The sequence below is a fragment of the Halopseudomonas sp. genome (assembly GCF_041579695.1).
Lineage (GTDB): Bacteria > Pseudomonadota > Gammaproteobacteria > Pseudomonadales > Pseudomonadaceae > Halopseudomonas.
On sequence record NZ_JBFGFI010000006.1, the window covers coordinates 25,735 to 39,487 of the forward strand.

Annotated in this window: 13 protein-coding genes; 6 read left to right on the forward strand and 7 right to left on the reverse strand. The window is 59.9% G+C overall.

Going from position 1 to position 13,753, the window contains the following annotated elements; all coding sequences use genetic code 11:
* Positions 1 to 4 precede the first annotated feature (4 nt).
* The 5 genes from ABYA88_RS02795 (at position 5) to ABYA88_RS02815 (ending at position 7,160) form a co-directional block, all read left to right on the forward strand.
* Entirely contained in the window at positions 5 to 436 is a 432-nt protein-coding gene (locus tag ABYA88_RS02795; RefSeq protein ID WP_373185324.1) for a DNA polymerase III subunit chi, read from the forward strand.
* A gap of 3 nt (positions 437 to 439) precedes the next feature.
* On the forward strand, positions 440 to 1,063 hold the full coding sequence (locus ABYA88_RS02800) for a hypothetical protein (protein WP_373185326.1): 624 nt from the start codon (positions 440 to 442) through the stop codon (positions 1,061 to 1,063).
* Positions 1,064 to 1,192: 129 nt separating this feature from the next.
* Positions 1,193 to 4,057 carry a valine--tRNA ligase gene (locus ABYA88_RS02805; RefSeq protein WP_373185401.1) on the forward strand — a complete coding sequence of 955 codons (2,865 nt, stop codon included), beginning with the start codon at positions 1,193 to 1,195 and terminating at the stop codon, positions 4,055 to 4,057.
* 59 nt (positions 4,058 to 4,116) lie between these two features.
* Positions 4,117 to 5,127 (forward strand): nucleoid-associated protein YejK, encoded by a 1,011-nt coding sequence (gene yejK / locus ABYA88_RS02810; protein ID WP_373185328.1) that lies wholly within the window; start codon positions 4,117 to 4,119, stop codon positions 5,125 to 5,127.
* 74 nt (positions 5,128 to 5,201) lie between these two features.
* Positions 5,202 to 7,160 carry an ATP-dependent DNA helicase RecQ gene (locus ABYA88_RS02815; RefSeq protein ID WP_373185402.1) on the forward strand — a complete coding sequence of 653 codons (1,959 nt, stop codon included), beginning with the start codon at positions 5,202 to 5,204 and terminating at the stop codon, positions 7,158 to 7,160.
* On the opposite strand, the gene ABYA88_RS02820 is transcribed toward ABYA88_RS02815, so the two are convergent.
* The 7 genes from ABYA88_RS02820 to ABYA88_RS02850 all read right to left on the reverse strand — a co-directional run bounded on the left by ABYA88_RS02820 (position 7,161) and on the right by ABYA88_RS02850 (position 13,217).
* A complete protein-coding gene (locus tag ABYA88_RS02820) occupies positions 7,161 to 8,516 on the reverse strand; it encodes an erythromycin esterase family protein (RefSeq protein WP_373185330.1) in 1,356 nt (451 codons plus the stop codon).
* Positions 8,488 to 9,174 (reverse strand): phosphoribosyltransferase, encoded by a 687-nt coding sequence (locus ABYA88_RS02825; protein ID WP_373185332.1) that lies wholly within the window; start codon positions 9,172 to 9,174, stop codon positions 8,488 to 8,490. The genes ABYA88_RS02820 and ABYA88_RS02825 overlap by 29 nt, the downstream gene beginning before the upstream one ends.
* A gap of 103 nt (positions 9,175 to 9,277) precedes the next feature.
* The gene (locus tag ABYA88_RS02830) at positions 9,278 to 10,039 is read right to left on the reverse strand and encodes an ABC transporter permease (RefSeq protein WP_373185334.1); all 762 of its coding nucleotides are present in this window, start codon (positions 10,037 to 10,039) and stop codon (positions 9,278 to 9,280) included.
* A complete protein-coding gene (locus ABYA88_RS02835; RefSeq protein ID WP_373185336.1) occupies positions 10,036 to 11,004 on the reverse strand; it encodes an ABC transporter ATP-binding protein in 969 nt (322 codons plus the stop codon). Before ABYA88_RS02835 ends, ABYA88_RS02830 begins: the two co-directional genes overlap by 4 nt.
* Before the next feature lie 106 nt (positions 11,005 to 11,110).
* Positions 11,111 to 11,662, reverse strand: coding sequence for a hypothetical protein (locus tag ABYA88_RS02840; RefSeq protein ID WP_373185338.1), 552 nt, complete (start codon positions 11,660 to 11,662; stop codon positions 11,111 to 11,113).
* A gap of 246 nt (positions 11,663 to 11,908) precedes the next feature.
* A complete protein-coding gene (locus ABYA88_RS02845; RefSeq protein ID WP_373185340.1) occupies positions 11,909 to 12,844 on the reverse strand; it encodes a glutathione S-transferase family protein in 936 nt (311 codons plus the stop codon).
* A gap of 13 nt (positions 12,845 to 12,857) precedes the next feature.
* Positions 12,858 to 13,217, reverse strand: a complete 360-nt coding sequence (locus ABYA88_RS02850) for a GIY-YIG nuclease family protein (RefSeq protein ID WP_373185342.1) — start codon at positions 13,215 to 13,217, stop codon at positions 12,858 to 12,860.
* A gap of 29 nt (positions 13,218 to 13,246) precedes the next feature.
* On the opposite strand from ABYA88_RS02850, the gene ABYA88_RS02855 reads away from it, so the two are divergent.
* The gene (locus ABYA88_RS02855) at positions 13,247 to 13,729 is read left to right on the forward strand and encodes an asparaginase domain-containing protein (RefSeq protein ID WP_373185344.1); all 483 of its coding nucleotides are present in this window, start codon (positions 13,247 to 13,249) and stop codon (positions 13,727 to 13,729) included.
* Positions 13,730 to 13,753: the final 24 nt, after the last annotated feature.

Consider the following 13,753-nt stretch of genomic DNA (forward strand, 5'->3'; position numbering starts at 1 on the left):
TTTTATGACTCGTATCGATTTTTATCTGCTAACCAGCGCCAGCCCGGATCTCCGGCTGGACTACGCCTGCAGGCTTGCTCACAAGGCCTGGAGCAAGGGCCATCGGGTCTACCTCAACTGCGCTGATGAAGGGCAGGCGGAGACGCTGGATAGCCTGCTCTGGGGTTTTCGGGCCGACGCTTTCATACCGCATAGCCTGGCCAAGGAAGATGCTGGCGAAGCGGTTGTCTGTGGCAGCGGCGAACCCCCCGCAGAGCACCACGATCTGCTGATAAACCTGGCGGACAGCACTGCCGATTCCTTCAGCCGCTTTACCCGGATGGCCGAGATCGTAATCGAACATGACCCGGTACGCCTGCCCGCGCGCGAGCGATTTCGCTTTTACCGCGAACGGGGCTATCCTCTGCAGACTCATCAGATACGGACAGCGGGATGAATCATGGCGCAGCGCGACCCCTCGGAACCATCACGTCTGCTCAAGGACCTGGAATCCATCCGGACCCTGTTGGACGAGCCCTCCGAAACGGCAGAAAGCACTGCATCTGACGCCACCGGCCATGAATCGACCGATGCGGATACGGCGAACGCAGATGCGCAGCTGGATATCCCGCTGTTGCAGGACATCATTTCCGATGCGCCGGGACTGGATCTGAGCAAGCCGCTGATTCCGATCGAACCCCGGGGGGACCAGCCACCAGCGCTGCAGTCTTCCTCCACTGCCGAACCAGCACCGTCCCTGCCCGCCCGGCCCGCCGCACCCAAACCCAACCCGTTCCTGCCCTATGACCAACTGGCCCGACTGGCCGAAGAACGCGTGCAGCTTGACCGTTTGATGGCCGGGCACGTTCCGCCTCCGTCAAACCACTCTACGATGCGGCAGACTACCCGCCGCGACGGCGCCCATACTGGTGCCCGGGAAGTCCGCATGGAGGCGCGCCTGCAGGCCGAAGCGCAGCTGATCCTGCAGGAAGTGATCGACGACCTGATGCCGACCATCGAGGCCGAACTGCGCGACCGGCTGCAGGACAAGCTGCAACAGATGGTGCGCGAACAACTTAAATAAGCGCCGTCGGGCTGGGACTCAATGCCACCTGCCCGCTATAATGGCCGCTTTTGCGCGATGATCCTGGCCTGCCCCGCAGCAACCGGCATGACCCGTCGCCGACTGACCAATCGGATACCCAGCATACCCATGGACAAGACCTACCAGCCCCACGCCATCGAATCTTCCTGGTACCAGACCTGGGAGCAGAACAACTACTTCGCGCCCCAGGGCTCGGGCGAGTCCTACACCATAGCGCTGCCGCCGCCGAACGTGACCGGCAGCCTGCACATGGGGCACGGTTTCAACAACTCGATCATGGATGCATTGATCCGTTTCCGCCGCATGCAGGGTCGCAATACCCTTTGGCAACCGGGTACCGACCATGCTGGCATCGCCACCCAAATGGTGGTCGAGCGTCAGCTCGCCGCGCAGGGTCAGTCCCGGCATGATCTGGGTCGCGAACAATTCCTGGACAAGGTCTGGGAATGGAAAGAAGAGTCAGGCGGTAATATTACTCGGCAGATCCGCCGCCTGGGCAGCTCGGTGGACTGGAGCCGCGAGCGCTTCACCATGGACCCGAGCATGTGCGAAGCGGTCAAGGAGGCCTTTGTACGGTTGCACGAAGATGGCCTGATCTATCGCGGCAAACGCCTGGTGAACTGGGATCCGGCGCTGCATACCGCAATCTCCGATCTGGAAGTCGAGAATCATGACGAAACCGGCTCACTATGGAATCTGCGTTATCCGCTGGCCGATGGCGCCACCACCGCAGACGGCAAGAATTACCTGATCGTTGCGACCACGCGGCCGGAGACCATGCTCGGCGATACCGCGGTGGCGGTGAATCCAGAGGACGAGCGCTATCAGGCGCTGATCGGCAAGTTCATCGAACTGCCCCTGGTCGGTCGGCGCATCCCGATTGTCGCCGATGACTACTGCGATCCCGAATTCGGCACGGGTTGCGTGAAGATCACCCCGGCCCACGACTTCAACGACTATGAAGTCGGCAAGCGCCACGCGATGCCGTTGATCAATATACTCGACCAGAACGCGGTGATCCTCGCCCGCGCCCAGGTCTTCAATATCGATGGCAGTGTGAACAATGAGGTGGACGCCAGTCTGCCCGCTGCTTATGCCGGCCTGGACCGCTTTGAGGCGCGCAAGCGCATCGTCGCCGACTTCGAGTCCGCCGGCCTGCTGGAAAAGATCGAGCCACACGCGCTCAAGGTGCCCAAGGGCGACCGCTCAGGCGTGGTGATCGAACCCTGGCTGACCGACCAGTGGTATGTATCAACCAAGCCGCTGGCCGAGCCAGCCATTGCCGCAGTCGAAGACGGCCGCATCCAGTTCGTGCCCAAGCAGTACGAGAACATGTATTTCAGCTGGATGCGCGATATCCAGGACTGGTGCATCTCACGTCAGCTGTGGTGGGGCCACCGCATCCCGGCCTGGTACGACGAGGCAGGCAATGTCTATGTTGGCCGCGATGAAGCAGAAGTGCGCGCCAAGCACAATCTCGGCGACGCCACATTGCGCCAGGATGAAGACGTGCTCGATACCTGGTTCAGCTCCGGACTCTGGACCTTCTCGACGCTCGGATGGCCAGAACAGACCCAGGCGCTGAAAACCTTTCATCCGACAGACGTGCTGGTGACCGGCTTCGACATCATCTTCTTCTGGGTCGCCCGCATGATCATGCTGACCATGCATCTGATGAAGAACGACGATGGCAGCGCGCAGGTACCGTTCAAGACCGTCTATGTGCACGGTCTGGTCCGTGACGGCCAGGGCCAGAAGATGTCCAAATCCAAGGGCAATGTCCTCGACCCGCTGGACATCATCGACGGTATTGACCTGGAGTCCCTGGTTGCCAAACGTACCAGTGGCATGATGCAGCCGAAGATGGCCGCGAAGATCGAAAAACAGACCCGCGACGAATTTCCCGACGGCATCGCCGCCTACGGCACCGATGCCTTGCGCTTCACCAACTGCTCGCTGGCCTCCACCGGTCGCGACATCAAATTCGACATGGGCCGGGTGGAAGGCTATCGCAACTTCTGCAACAAGATCTGGAACGCCGCACGCTATGTGATGATGCAGTGCGAAGACAAGGACACAGGCGTCGATGGCAGTCCCGTGGACCTGACCCTGGCCGACCGCTGGATCATCTCCGCGCTGCAGCGCACCGAGAGTGAGGTCACTCGCCAGCTCGACCAGTTCCGTTTTGACCTGGCCGCGCAGGCACTCTACGAGTTCATCTGGAACCAGTACTGCGACTGGTATCTGGAACTGTCCAAGCCGGTACTCTGGGATGAGAATGCGCCGACCGAACGCCAGCGCGGCACCCGCCGCACCCTGGTGCGCGTACTGGAAGCCGCGCTGCGTCTGGCCCATCCGTTCATGCCCTACATTACCGAAGAGATCTGGCAACGGATTGCGCCAATGGCTGGATGCATTCAAGGTGGAGAGAAAGGCGCAACCATCATGCTGCAGCCCTGGCCGAAGGCCGACGACAGCCGACTGGACGAAACCGCCGAGCAGGACATCGAATGGCTCAAGGGCCTGATCCTGGGTGTGCGCAACATCCGCGGCGAGATGAATGTAGCCCCCGGCAAGGAGCTTGAGCTGCTGCTGCGCAATGCCGGCGACGAAGACCGCCGCCGCCTGCAGGAAAACGAAGCCTTCCTGAAAAAGCTGGCCAAACTGTCATCGGTCACCGTGCTTGCAGCGGGCGATGAAGCGCCACTGTCTGCCACCGCGCTGGTCGGCGAGCTGGAAGTGTTGGTACCCATGGCCGGCCTGATCGACAAGACCGCCGAACTGGCCCGGCTGGACAAGGAAATCCAGCGTCTTGAGGGAGAGATCAAGCGCATCGGCGGCAAGCTGAGCAACGCCGGCTTCGTCGACAAGGCGCCGCCAGCGGTCATCGACAAGGAGCGCGGCAAGCTCGCCGACGCCGAGAAGGCGCTTTGCCAACTCAGCGAACAACGCAGCCATATAGCCAGCCTCTAGGCTCGAAGCGGACCGGATTTGAAACCGGCCCGGCCGACCTTCGCAACAGAAGAGATACCATGCCCATCGATAACAGCATCGTTCATCAGATCCACAAGAAGCCTGACGGCCAGCCCGCCAGCCTGAGCCTGCGCGACAGCGAGCTGGCCAACTCCGAGGCGCTGGAGCAACTGCTGGCCGGCCTGATCGAGGCCTACAACAGCAAGCCGAACAAGGCCTGGGGGTACTTCCAGCCAGAAAGCGGTGCCTACCCGTTCAGCGGCTGGCTGCAGCAATTGGTCGACGGCGAGCAGGACTTCATCGGCTTTTCGCGTCAGGCGACCGAGCAGCTGAAGACGTTGATGGAAGGCTCCAACCTGGCGCTCGGCGGCCATGTGCTGTACATCCGCTACCGGCAGGGCATGACTGCATTCCTGATCATTGCGCTGTTGCACCACACCGAAGGCGTCACCGTCACCGATAACCTGGAGGTTGCCCAGGCGCGCCATCTGGATCTGTCGAGCCTGAACATGGCCGCGCGGATCAACCTGACCGAGTGGAAGCAGAACGCCCAGTCGACCAAGTATATTTCCTTCATCAGGGGTCGCAGTGGCAAGCGGGTCTCGGACTACTTCCGCGATTTTATCGGTTGCATCGAAGGCGCCAACCCCGAGGAAGAGACCACCACCCTGCTCCAGGCCTTCAGCGACTATGTCGGCGAGGCGGATTTCCAGCCCGATACCCTGCGCGATAAAACCAAGGCCATGAGCGGCTACGTCAACAGCCAGGCCCGCCAGGGCGAGCAGGTGGCGCTGGAAGAGCTCTCCGGGGTAATCGACGAAGAACAGCCACGCGCGTTCTATGACTATATCCGCAACAAGGACTACGGCCTCTCGCCAGAGATACCGGCAGACAAGCGCACCCTGAGCAACTTCATGCGCTTTTATGGCAAGGCCAATGGCCTGTCGATCAGCTTCGAAGCGCATCTGCTCGGCGAGCAGGTGGAGTACGACGAAGGGCAGGACTCCCTGGTAATCAAGCATCCACCCAAGGGGCTGGTGCAGCAGCTGCGCAACAAGAAAGGCCGCTGACAGAGCAGCGGGTTTGATCGATTGTGCAGCAAGTCGCAGACAGCACGGCATAAATTGAGCACCATGGGCGCATGATCAGACAAACCCTGCTGGACACCTTCGGCTTCGACCAGTTTCGCCCCGGCCAGGAGCCGGCCATCGCCTCGGTACTGGCCGGCCGTTCCACCGCCGCCATCTTCCCCACTGGCTCGGGTAAATCCCTGTGTTACCAGCTCGCGGCAATGCATCTGCCGCACCTGACCCTGGTTGTCTCTCCATTGCTGGCACTGATGCAGGACCAGTTGGCGTTTCTCGAGCGCCACGGTATCGCCGCCGGCAGTATCGATTCAGCCCAGGGGCGCGATGAGGCCAACCGGGTCATGGCACAGGCGCGCAACGGCGAATTGAAAATCCTGATGATTTCCGTCGAGCGGCTGAAGAACGAACGTTTCCGCAATTTCATCCAGCAGGTACCGATCTCATTGCTGGTGATCGACGAAGCACACTGCATTTCAGAATGGGGGCATAACTTTCGTCCCGACTATCTGAAGCTGCCGGCCTACCAGAAGGAGCTGAACATACCGCAGGCGCTGCTGCTGACAGCCACCGCCACGCCCCCGGTGATTGCCGATATGCAGGCCCGTTTCGCCATTGCCGCAAGTGATGTGGTGAGAACCGGTTTCTACCGCCCCAATCTGCATCTGGGCGTCGAACCGGTTGCCTCCGGTGATAAGCCTGGCCGGCTGGCACAGTGGCTTGGCGCGCGGCCAGGCGAAGCTTCCATCGTCTATGTGACCCAGCAGAAGACCGCCGAGGAGGTGGCAAGCCGCCTGAGCGATCAGGGCATTATCGCCAGCGCCTACCATGCCGGACTGGCCCACGAGCGGCGGGAAGCGATCCAGCAGCAGTTCATGATCGGGCAGATCAACTGCATCGTCGCCACGATTGCCTTTGGCATGGGTATCGACAAAAGCGATATCCGTAATGTGGTGCACTACGATTTGCCTAAATCGATCGAGAATTACAGCCAGGAAATCGGCCGTGCCGGTCGCGATGGCCAGCCGTCACACTGCTTGATTCTGGCCAACCGGGACAACCTGAATGTGCTGGAAAACTTTGTCTATGGCGATACGCCCGAACTGAACGGTATCCGTGCGGTACTGGATGACTTGCTGGCGATCCCGGGCTCCGGGCCGGGCGGCCCGGATCAGTGGGAGATCATGCTCAATGCCTTGTCCTCAGAGAGCAATATCCGTCAACTGCCGCTCAAGACATTGCTGGTACAGCTCGAGCTGCGCGGGATCATCGCTCCACGTTATGCCTATTTTGCCGAATACCGTTTCAAGTATCTGCTCACACCGGAGCAACTGGTTGAGCGCTTTCAGGGGGAGCGCCAACAGTTCGTCAAGGCGATTGTCAGCACCTCAAAAATCGCACGCACCTGGTGCACAGTCGATTTTGATGCGCTGTGGCATCAGCACAGCGCCGAGCGCGGCCGTGTGATCAAGGCCCTGGACTACTTCCAGGAGCAGGGCTGGATCGAGATGGAAAGCAAGCAGATGACGGAAGTGTATGCATTGCTCGATCGCAATTTCGACGCGCAGGCGCTGGCTGAAGGGTTACACGCCTATTTCCAGGCGCAGGAGCAGAACGAGATACGCCGAATTCATGCGATGCTCGCGCTTTTTGCCGCCAACCAGTGCCTGAGCCATCGGCTGGCCCTGCATTTCGGTGATGACAACGCCCCAACACATTGCGGACATTGCTCGGTTTGCGACGGCGACCATCAGCCCCTGCCGGAGCCACCCCGGCTACCCTTGCCGGAGGCGCGTCAGGTATTCGCCGCGGCCACACCTTTTATCGAGCGACACCAGGCGCTCACCGGATTCAGCCCGGGTAACGAGTGCCTGACCCGCTTTCTCTGTGGCGTCACCACGCCGTTGTTCACCCGAATAAAAGCCCGGCAGATACCGGGCTTTGCTGCGCTCCAGGAGCACCCGTATGCCCAGGCCAGGGAGCTGGCCAGGCAGACCGCTCAGCAGCCGGGGAAATAACTAGAACCCGCTGGGATAGGTATCGTCAGTCTCGCCTGCGGGTATCTCCGCAGCCACATCAAGGGGTTCCAGGGCGCTGGTTTCATCGTAATGGATGATAAAGTCATACTGCTTGGGCAGGCTGCTGTAGAAGTAATGGCTCTGGCGCTCGGTTTCGGGCCGGTAGATAACCCCGATCGCGCGCTGGATGCGCGGCTCCATCAGCAGCTCGGTTATCTGGTTGCGGCCGCGCAGATCGAGCAGGAAATCGGCGTGACTGACGTCATGGAAAAGCTTTTCATAGCTGCCTTCCAGCGGCGGCCGGACCCGTTTGCGCTCAGCGGGGGCATCCCAATCCGAGGCCGCGGTCACTTCGCCAACCGCCGTGGAGAAGCCAACCAGCAATGCGTCCTGCGCATATCTTTCCCTGGCCAGCTGGCCAATATTGAATTCGCCTCGCCGGCTCATGTCCGTCGCCGCAGCATTGCCAATATGCGAGTTGTGCGCCCAGACCACGACGCCCGCGGGTCGTCCAAGCTGCCTGGCAAGATAAGCCCGCAAGGCCTCGAGCGTTTCGAACATGTGACGATCGCGCAGATTCCAGGAACTGGGTCGGCCACGGAACATGGTGCGATAGTATTCTTCGGCGTCGCGCACCAGCTTGGCGTTCTGTGCGGCACCGAAAGCGTCTTCGTCCTTCATCACGCCGTCTTTATCCGGCGTCTGGTCACCCTTGGCGAGCATGTCCATCAGCTGCGCGGTAATAGCTTGCTCGCATGACTGGCTCAGACCGTAATCCACCGCCTGGCCATAGAGGTGGGGCTCATCGGCAAACTTGTCCAGACAGGCATACCGCTCCCGGGCCAGGTCGGCCGCGTCAGGGTCATGCTTTTCCAGATACTCGATCACCGCCTCGGCCGAGCGCCCCATGCTGTAAAGATCCAGGCCGTAGAATCCCACCGGCCGTTCGGCGGCACCACTGGCCACGACGTCCCGGTTATGTACCGCTAGCCAGCGCATGAAGTCCAGCACCTCGGTATTGGCCCACATCCACGTTGGAAACCGCTTGAATACCTGCAGCGTCTCCTCGGCCGTTCGCTCCGTATTGGCATTCCAGACATATCGATTGATCGCGTAGACATCCGGCCAGTCGCCCTCGACAGCCACAGCCGCGAAACTCAACTCGGTTATCAGCCGCCTGGTAATTTCTGCACGTGATCCATAAAACTCTCTGGTTCCGTGCGATGCTTCGCCGATCAGCACAACCGACTTTCCACGGGCCGCTTCGATGATCGCATCGAAATCGGTGCCTGCTCCGGTCAGCGCGACTGCCTGTCGTTCTATGGCATCAGTGATACGATTCGGAGTGTTGTTCATGACGGCCTCCACGGTGCTGGCTCAAAAGATCTATGACTTCGGAATCCGATACCTGGTCGAAGTTCCGATACCAGCGACCTACGCCACCAAAACCCTCGGGTTGATGCAGACATACCAGCTCGTCCACCTGAGCACGCAATCTGTTGCAACTGTCAGGGGCGCCAACAGGCACAGCGGCTACTACGCGAGCGACGCCAGCGCTACGCAGCGCAGAGACGGCTACCTGCATCGTTGCGCCTGTCGCCAGGCCATCGTCGACCAGGATTACAGTCTTGCCCTCAAGCTCCAGCGCCGGCCGGCCGGAGCGATAAAGCTCGTTGCGCCGCCCCAACTCGGCCTCCTCGCGCTCGATCACCTTGTCGATCTGCGCCTGACTGACGCGCAGCATATCGACGACGTCCTGATTGATATAAATCAGTCCGCCAGCCGCGATGGCGCCCATCGCATACTCCTCATGCCCGGGCACACCCAGTTTGCGCACCAGCAGGACATCCATTGGCAACGCCAGTTTGTCGGCTATTTCAGCAGCGACGGGTACGCCGCCGCGCGGCAACGCGAGAACGATGATCTTGCCATTCAGCGCTTCTTCCCTGACTGAGTAATCGGCCAGCGCCGCAGCCAGTTCACTGCCGGCATGGATACGGTCGGTGAAATGCATGCTGCCTCCCATGTCTGTACAGGTTATCGAGAAACAAATCGCGTAATGTGCGCGTTTTTCGTTGGACAGACACGGGCCCCGGGGGTTCAGGGTTTAGCCGGGCTCACGGCTTGAGGCGATAACCCGTCTTGAATATCCACCAGACAAGGCCGATGCAGACGAGGAGAAACAGGCTGGTCATTGCCAGGCTGACGGCAATATGCACATCGGCAACGCCATAGAAACTCCAGCGGAAGCCGCTGATCAGATAAACCACGGGATTGAACAGCGTCACGTTCTGCCAGAGCGGCGGCAGCATGCTGATCGAGTAAAAACTGCCGCCAAGGAAGGCCAGCGGCGTGACTATCATCAGCGGAATGATCTGCAACTTTTCAAAGCCGTCGGCCCAGATGCCGATGATGAAGCCGAACAGGCTGAAGGTGACCGCGGTAAGCACCAGAAAGCCGAACATCCAGACCGGGTGCTGTATCTCGTAGGGGACGAAGATTTTCGCGGTCGCCAGAATAAGCAGCCCGAGAATAACCGACTTGGTGGCTGCCGCGCCCACGTAGCCGATAACGATCTCGGTGGGCGAGACCGGTGCCGAAAGCACCTCGTAGATCGTGCCGGTAAACTTGGGCATATAAATGCCGAATGAGGCATTGGAGATACTCTCATTGAGCAGCATCAGCATGATCAGACCGGGAATGATGAACGCGCCATATCCGACGCCGTCAATCTCGGCCATGCGCGAGCCAATCGCCGCGCCAAACACCACGAAGTACAGCGAGGTCGAGATTACCGGCGAAACCAGACTCTGCAACAGAGTGCGGCGCATGCGGTTCATCTCGAACTGATAGATCGCCTTGATGCCATACAGATTCATAATGCCTCCCGGGCCGTCGTCGACGCGGCTAAAGGCTCTACCGGTGGGTTGTTGACCAGCCCGACGAAGATATCCTCGAGCGAACTCTGACTCGAATGCAGATCCTTGAACTCGACCCCCTCGCGAGCCAGCGACCGCAAGAGTTCGGCAATGCCGGTCTGCTCATTAAGCGCGTCGAAGGTATACACCAGAACATGCCCATCCTGCTCCAGCGCGAGCTGATAGTCCGCCACCGCTTCGGGTATCAGTTCCAAAGGCTGCTGCAGGTGAATGCTGAGTTGTTTGGTACCGAGTTTGCGCATCAGCGCTGCTTTCTCTTCGACCAGGATCAATCGCCCGCCGTTGATCACGCCGATTCGATCTGCCATCTCTTCGGCCTCTTCGATGTAATGGGTGGTCAGGATGATGGTGACACCGCTGGCCCGAAGCTTACGGACCATTTCCCACATGTCGCGGCGCAGCTCCACGTCGACACCCGCGGTAGGTTCGTCGAGAAACAGAACGTCGGGCTCGTGTGAAAGCGCCTTGGCTATCAGCACGCGCCGCTTCATCCCGCCAGACAGACTCATGATCTTCTCATCGCGCTTGTCCCAAAGGGACAGGTCGCGCAGTACCTTTTCCAGATGATCGGGGTCGGCTGGCTTGCCAAACAGGCCACGACTGAGTTTCAGAGTGGCCCATACGGTATCGAACATGTTATTGGTCAGCTCCTGCGGCACCAGACCTATGGTCTTGCGCGCAGCGCGGTAATCACGAATGATGTCGTGACCGTCCACCAGCACCTGTCCGCTAGTGGCATTGACGATCCCGCAAATGATGCTGATGAGTGTGGTCTTGCCCGCACCGTTGGGCCCGAGCAGAGCGAAGATCTCGCCCCGCCGTATATTCAGGTCGACGCTATCGAGCGCCTGAAAACCCGATGCGTATGTCTTGGTCAGACCTGTCACCTGGATAATATCGTCCACATTCCCTCCATTACCGCAATAAAGACGCAGCTATCAGTCACGAACAAAGCCGCGGTATCCAGGTATCATCGCACGCGCGTTGAGAAACCGCAGAGCTGGCAACAGCCTATTCGATGTGGGGATATGTCCGATTTATCCTGCTCTGGAAAGGAGGATGGTCAAACGGGGCGATGCGCTCTTCCACGCAGATACCATGACGCAGCAAAAACAGGCCGTTCACCGCACGTACCAACGCCGGGCTGGCATGCCGGAAAAAATCTGCTGCCGCCCTGCGCGCCTCGTCGCTGTCCAAGGGCAGCTGCATGCCCCGTATAGCGGCAATATCAAACAGCTCCTCCGCCTCGATAAACTCCCGACGTACGGAATGACAATAAGCACCGGGGGGAAGATCATCAAATTCGCTGGCCAGACGCTGCAGATGGTAGCGATAGACTGCCCGGCACGTCTCCAGGTGCGACAAAAAACGGGCGCGCAGCTCTTCATCCACGCCATGCGCTGACACCGCCGCGCTCAACGCAATAGAAAACTGATATGCCGGTTCGGCGCAATAGCTCTGCCCGTCCGCAGGACCCGCCACCAAAAGTGCCGGTGCCACCGGCGCATCAGCAGAGGAATTATCCGGTTCTGCCAGCGCCAGCCAGGAAAAGCCGAGCAACATGATTGCTACTGCTGGGAGCAGGGAAAGAAAAAGTCTGTACGTGTTTGGAACCATTTCGCCTGTTCGGCCTGCTGACTGGTTTGTTAACCGATCGGCTAATGCCGCGCGGAGGCGCTACATGTGGACCACTGACCGACCAGTCAGCCAGCTCGCAGTCCTCCGGGCGACTGGCCAGTGATGCCCAGGTCCGGTACGCACATCATTCTGCCTCTGCCTGGTTAACCAGGCAGAAGCTCAACGCTTGCTCTACTGCGCCTGAATGCGGAATCCGAAGCGCGGAAAATGCACCTGGACCTGGCCGGCCCGGTCATCTGTGCGCGCTATCACGAGTTCTTCCGCATCTTCGTAGACCAGCTCCCCAGCGACCGGGTCGGTACCATAATCGACTGCGCTGACGTGCACCGCCTGGCCGATCTTGAGGCCATCGGGACTGACAAAATCACTTGCGCTGTAGGTCCGCGGCGTTGCTTCACGGGCCAGTTGCACGGCGTCGGCGGCGTCCAGATCGGTATGCGAGCCGTGGCCGAAATCCGCAATACGTGCCATCCACTCGGCCACCGCCGGGTAACCATCAAGCATACCCGCTACCGCCTTGTTGCCAGCCACGAACCACAGCGGATGATAATAGGCAAAGTCCGCAATGCAGGCTTGGCTGCCCAGCAGGTACTCGCCGTCGCGCTGCAACTGGGTCTCCAGCCGGCTCAACAGCGTTGGCCATTGCGACAGCGCCACCGGTGCTTCCAGCCGACTCGCACTGCCACCCTGGAACAGTTTCTGCCGGTCAGCCATGAAGCCCTTGACCATGGCTTCGGGGGCGCCAGCAAAGCGAGCGGCCAGGCCATGGGGTTGGAAGTTGATGGCAACGGCGTGCTGGAACAGGACCTGATCGGCGAACTGCGCCAACGCGCTGGCTGCGGCTTCGCGACCCTCGGGGAAAAGGGCCGGGGCGCTCTTGGTCTGCTCCAGCAGACGTGCAATCAACGCCGTATCACAATAGATATCTGCGCCCACCTGCATGACCGGCGTGCGTCTATAGCCACCGGTCAGGGCTGTCAGGTCCGGTTTCGGCATGGCTGCGGGAATCATCACCGACTGCCAGGCAAGCCCCTTGAATCCCAGCATCAGCCGGGCCTTCTCGGCAAAGGGTGATTGTGGGTAATGGTGCAGAATCAAATCGCTCATGAACAGTCTCCAGTCAGGGGGAGCTCAGCTTAGCTGGTGTTTCGAGCGCTGCACAACCACTGTGCAGCGTTGATGATGAATCATTGATCTGACTGATCAGTCGCTCCTTGCTCAGCTTGTTTAAAGCCTTGATGGCTATTTCGCGACGTAATGCACTGGTGTGATCCGCGCAGACCTCGGTCCATACCAGCGCTTGGGCGGGGCTTCGATTGAAAAATCGTGCGCCCCTGCCTTTCTGATGCTGGGCAAAGCGCCGCAGCGGGTCTGTACTGATACCTGTATACAAATGGCCGTTCTCGGCGCGGACCATGTACACCCACCAGGTTTGCGCTGGGGCAGGCGCTGGGCTGTTTTCAGGCCGATCTGCAGGCATACTGGTTTCCGTCAAAGTTGGAGCAATTCATGTTTATACAGATTTTCGGTACCGGTGGCACTCTCGACAAGCTCTATTACGATGCGCTCAGTGATTACCAGATCGGCGAGCCGATGGCTGGCGAATTACTGGAACAGGGACGGGTTTCCGTGGGCTATGCGGTAGAGTCGCTGACCCGCAAGGACAGCCTCGAACTGGATGACACGGACCGGCAGTTGATCCATGACAAGGTCGCCGCGTGTCCCTATGAGCATGTACTGATCACCCACGGGACCGACACCATGACAGTCACTGGTGCCTGTCTGGCGGACATCCCGGACAAAGTGATCGTTCTGACTGGCGCCATGCAGCCGGCACGTTTCCGGGACTCGGACGCGCTGTTCAACCTGGGGCTGGCCGTAGGAGCGCTCAACACCCTGGGACACGGCGTATACATAGCCATGAGCGGCAGGGTATTCCCGGCCGGTCAGGTAAAAAAGAACCGCTTGGCCGGTCGTTTCGAAAGCTCCTGAAGCGCCGTTTTGAGCCCCTGCCGG

Excerpts from the sequence above, each read along its gene's own strand:
- ABYA88_RS02795 (WP_373185324.1), top strand. The coding sequence starts at position 5 with ATGACTCGTATCGATTTTTATCTGCTAACCAGCGCCAGCCCGGATCTC.
- ABYA88_RS02800 (WP_373185326.1), top strand. The coding sequence starts at position 440 with ATGGCGCAGCGCGACCCCTCGGAACCATCACGTCTGCTCAAGGACCTG.
- ABYA88_RS02805 (WP_373185401.1), top strand. The coding sequence starts at position 1,193 with ATGGACAAGACCTACCAGCCCCACGCCATCGAATCTTCCTGGTACCAG.
- yejK (WP_373185328.1), top strand. The coding sequence starts at position 4,117 with ATGCCCATCGATAACAGCATCGTTCATCAGATCCACAAGAAGCCTGAC.
- ABYA88_RS02820 (WP_373185330.1), bottom strand. The coding sequence starts at position 8,516 with ATGAACAACACTCCGAATCGTATCACTGATGCCATAGAACGACAGGCA.
- ABYA88_RS02825 (WP_373185332.1), bottom strand. The coding sequence starts at position 9,174 with ATGCATTTCACCGACCGTATCCATGCCGGCAGTGAACTGGCTGCGGCG.
- ABYA88_RS02830 (WP_373185334.1), bottom strand. The coding sequence starts at position 10,039 with ATGAATCTGTATGGCATCAAGGCGATCTATCAGTTCGAGATGAACCGC.
- ABYA88_RS02840 (WP_373185338.1), bottom strand. The coding sequence starts at position 11,662 with ATGTTGCTCGGCTTTTCCTGGCTGGCGCTGGCAGAACCGGATAATTCC.
- ABYA88_RS02845 (WP_373185340.1), bottom strand. The coding sequence starts at position 12,844 with ATGAGCGATTTGATTCTGCACCATTACCCACAATCACCCTTTGCCGAG.
- ABYA88_RS02850 (WP_373185342.1), bottom strand. The coding sequence starts at position 13,217 with ATGCCTGCAGATCGGCCTGAAAACAGCCCAGCGCCTGCCCCAGCGCAA.
- ABYA88_RS02855 (WP_373185344.1), top strand. The coding sequence starts at position 13,247 with ATGTTTATACAGATTTTCGGTACCGGTGGCACTCTCGACAAGCTCTAT.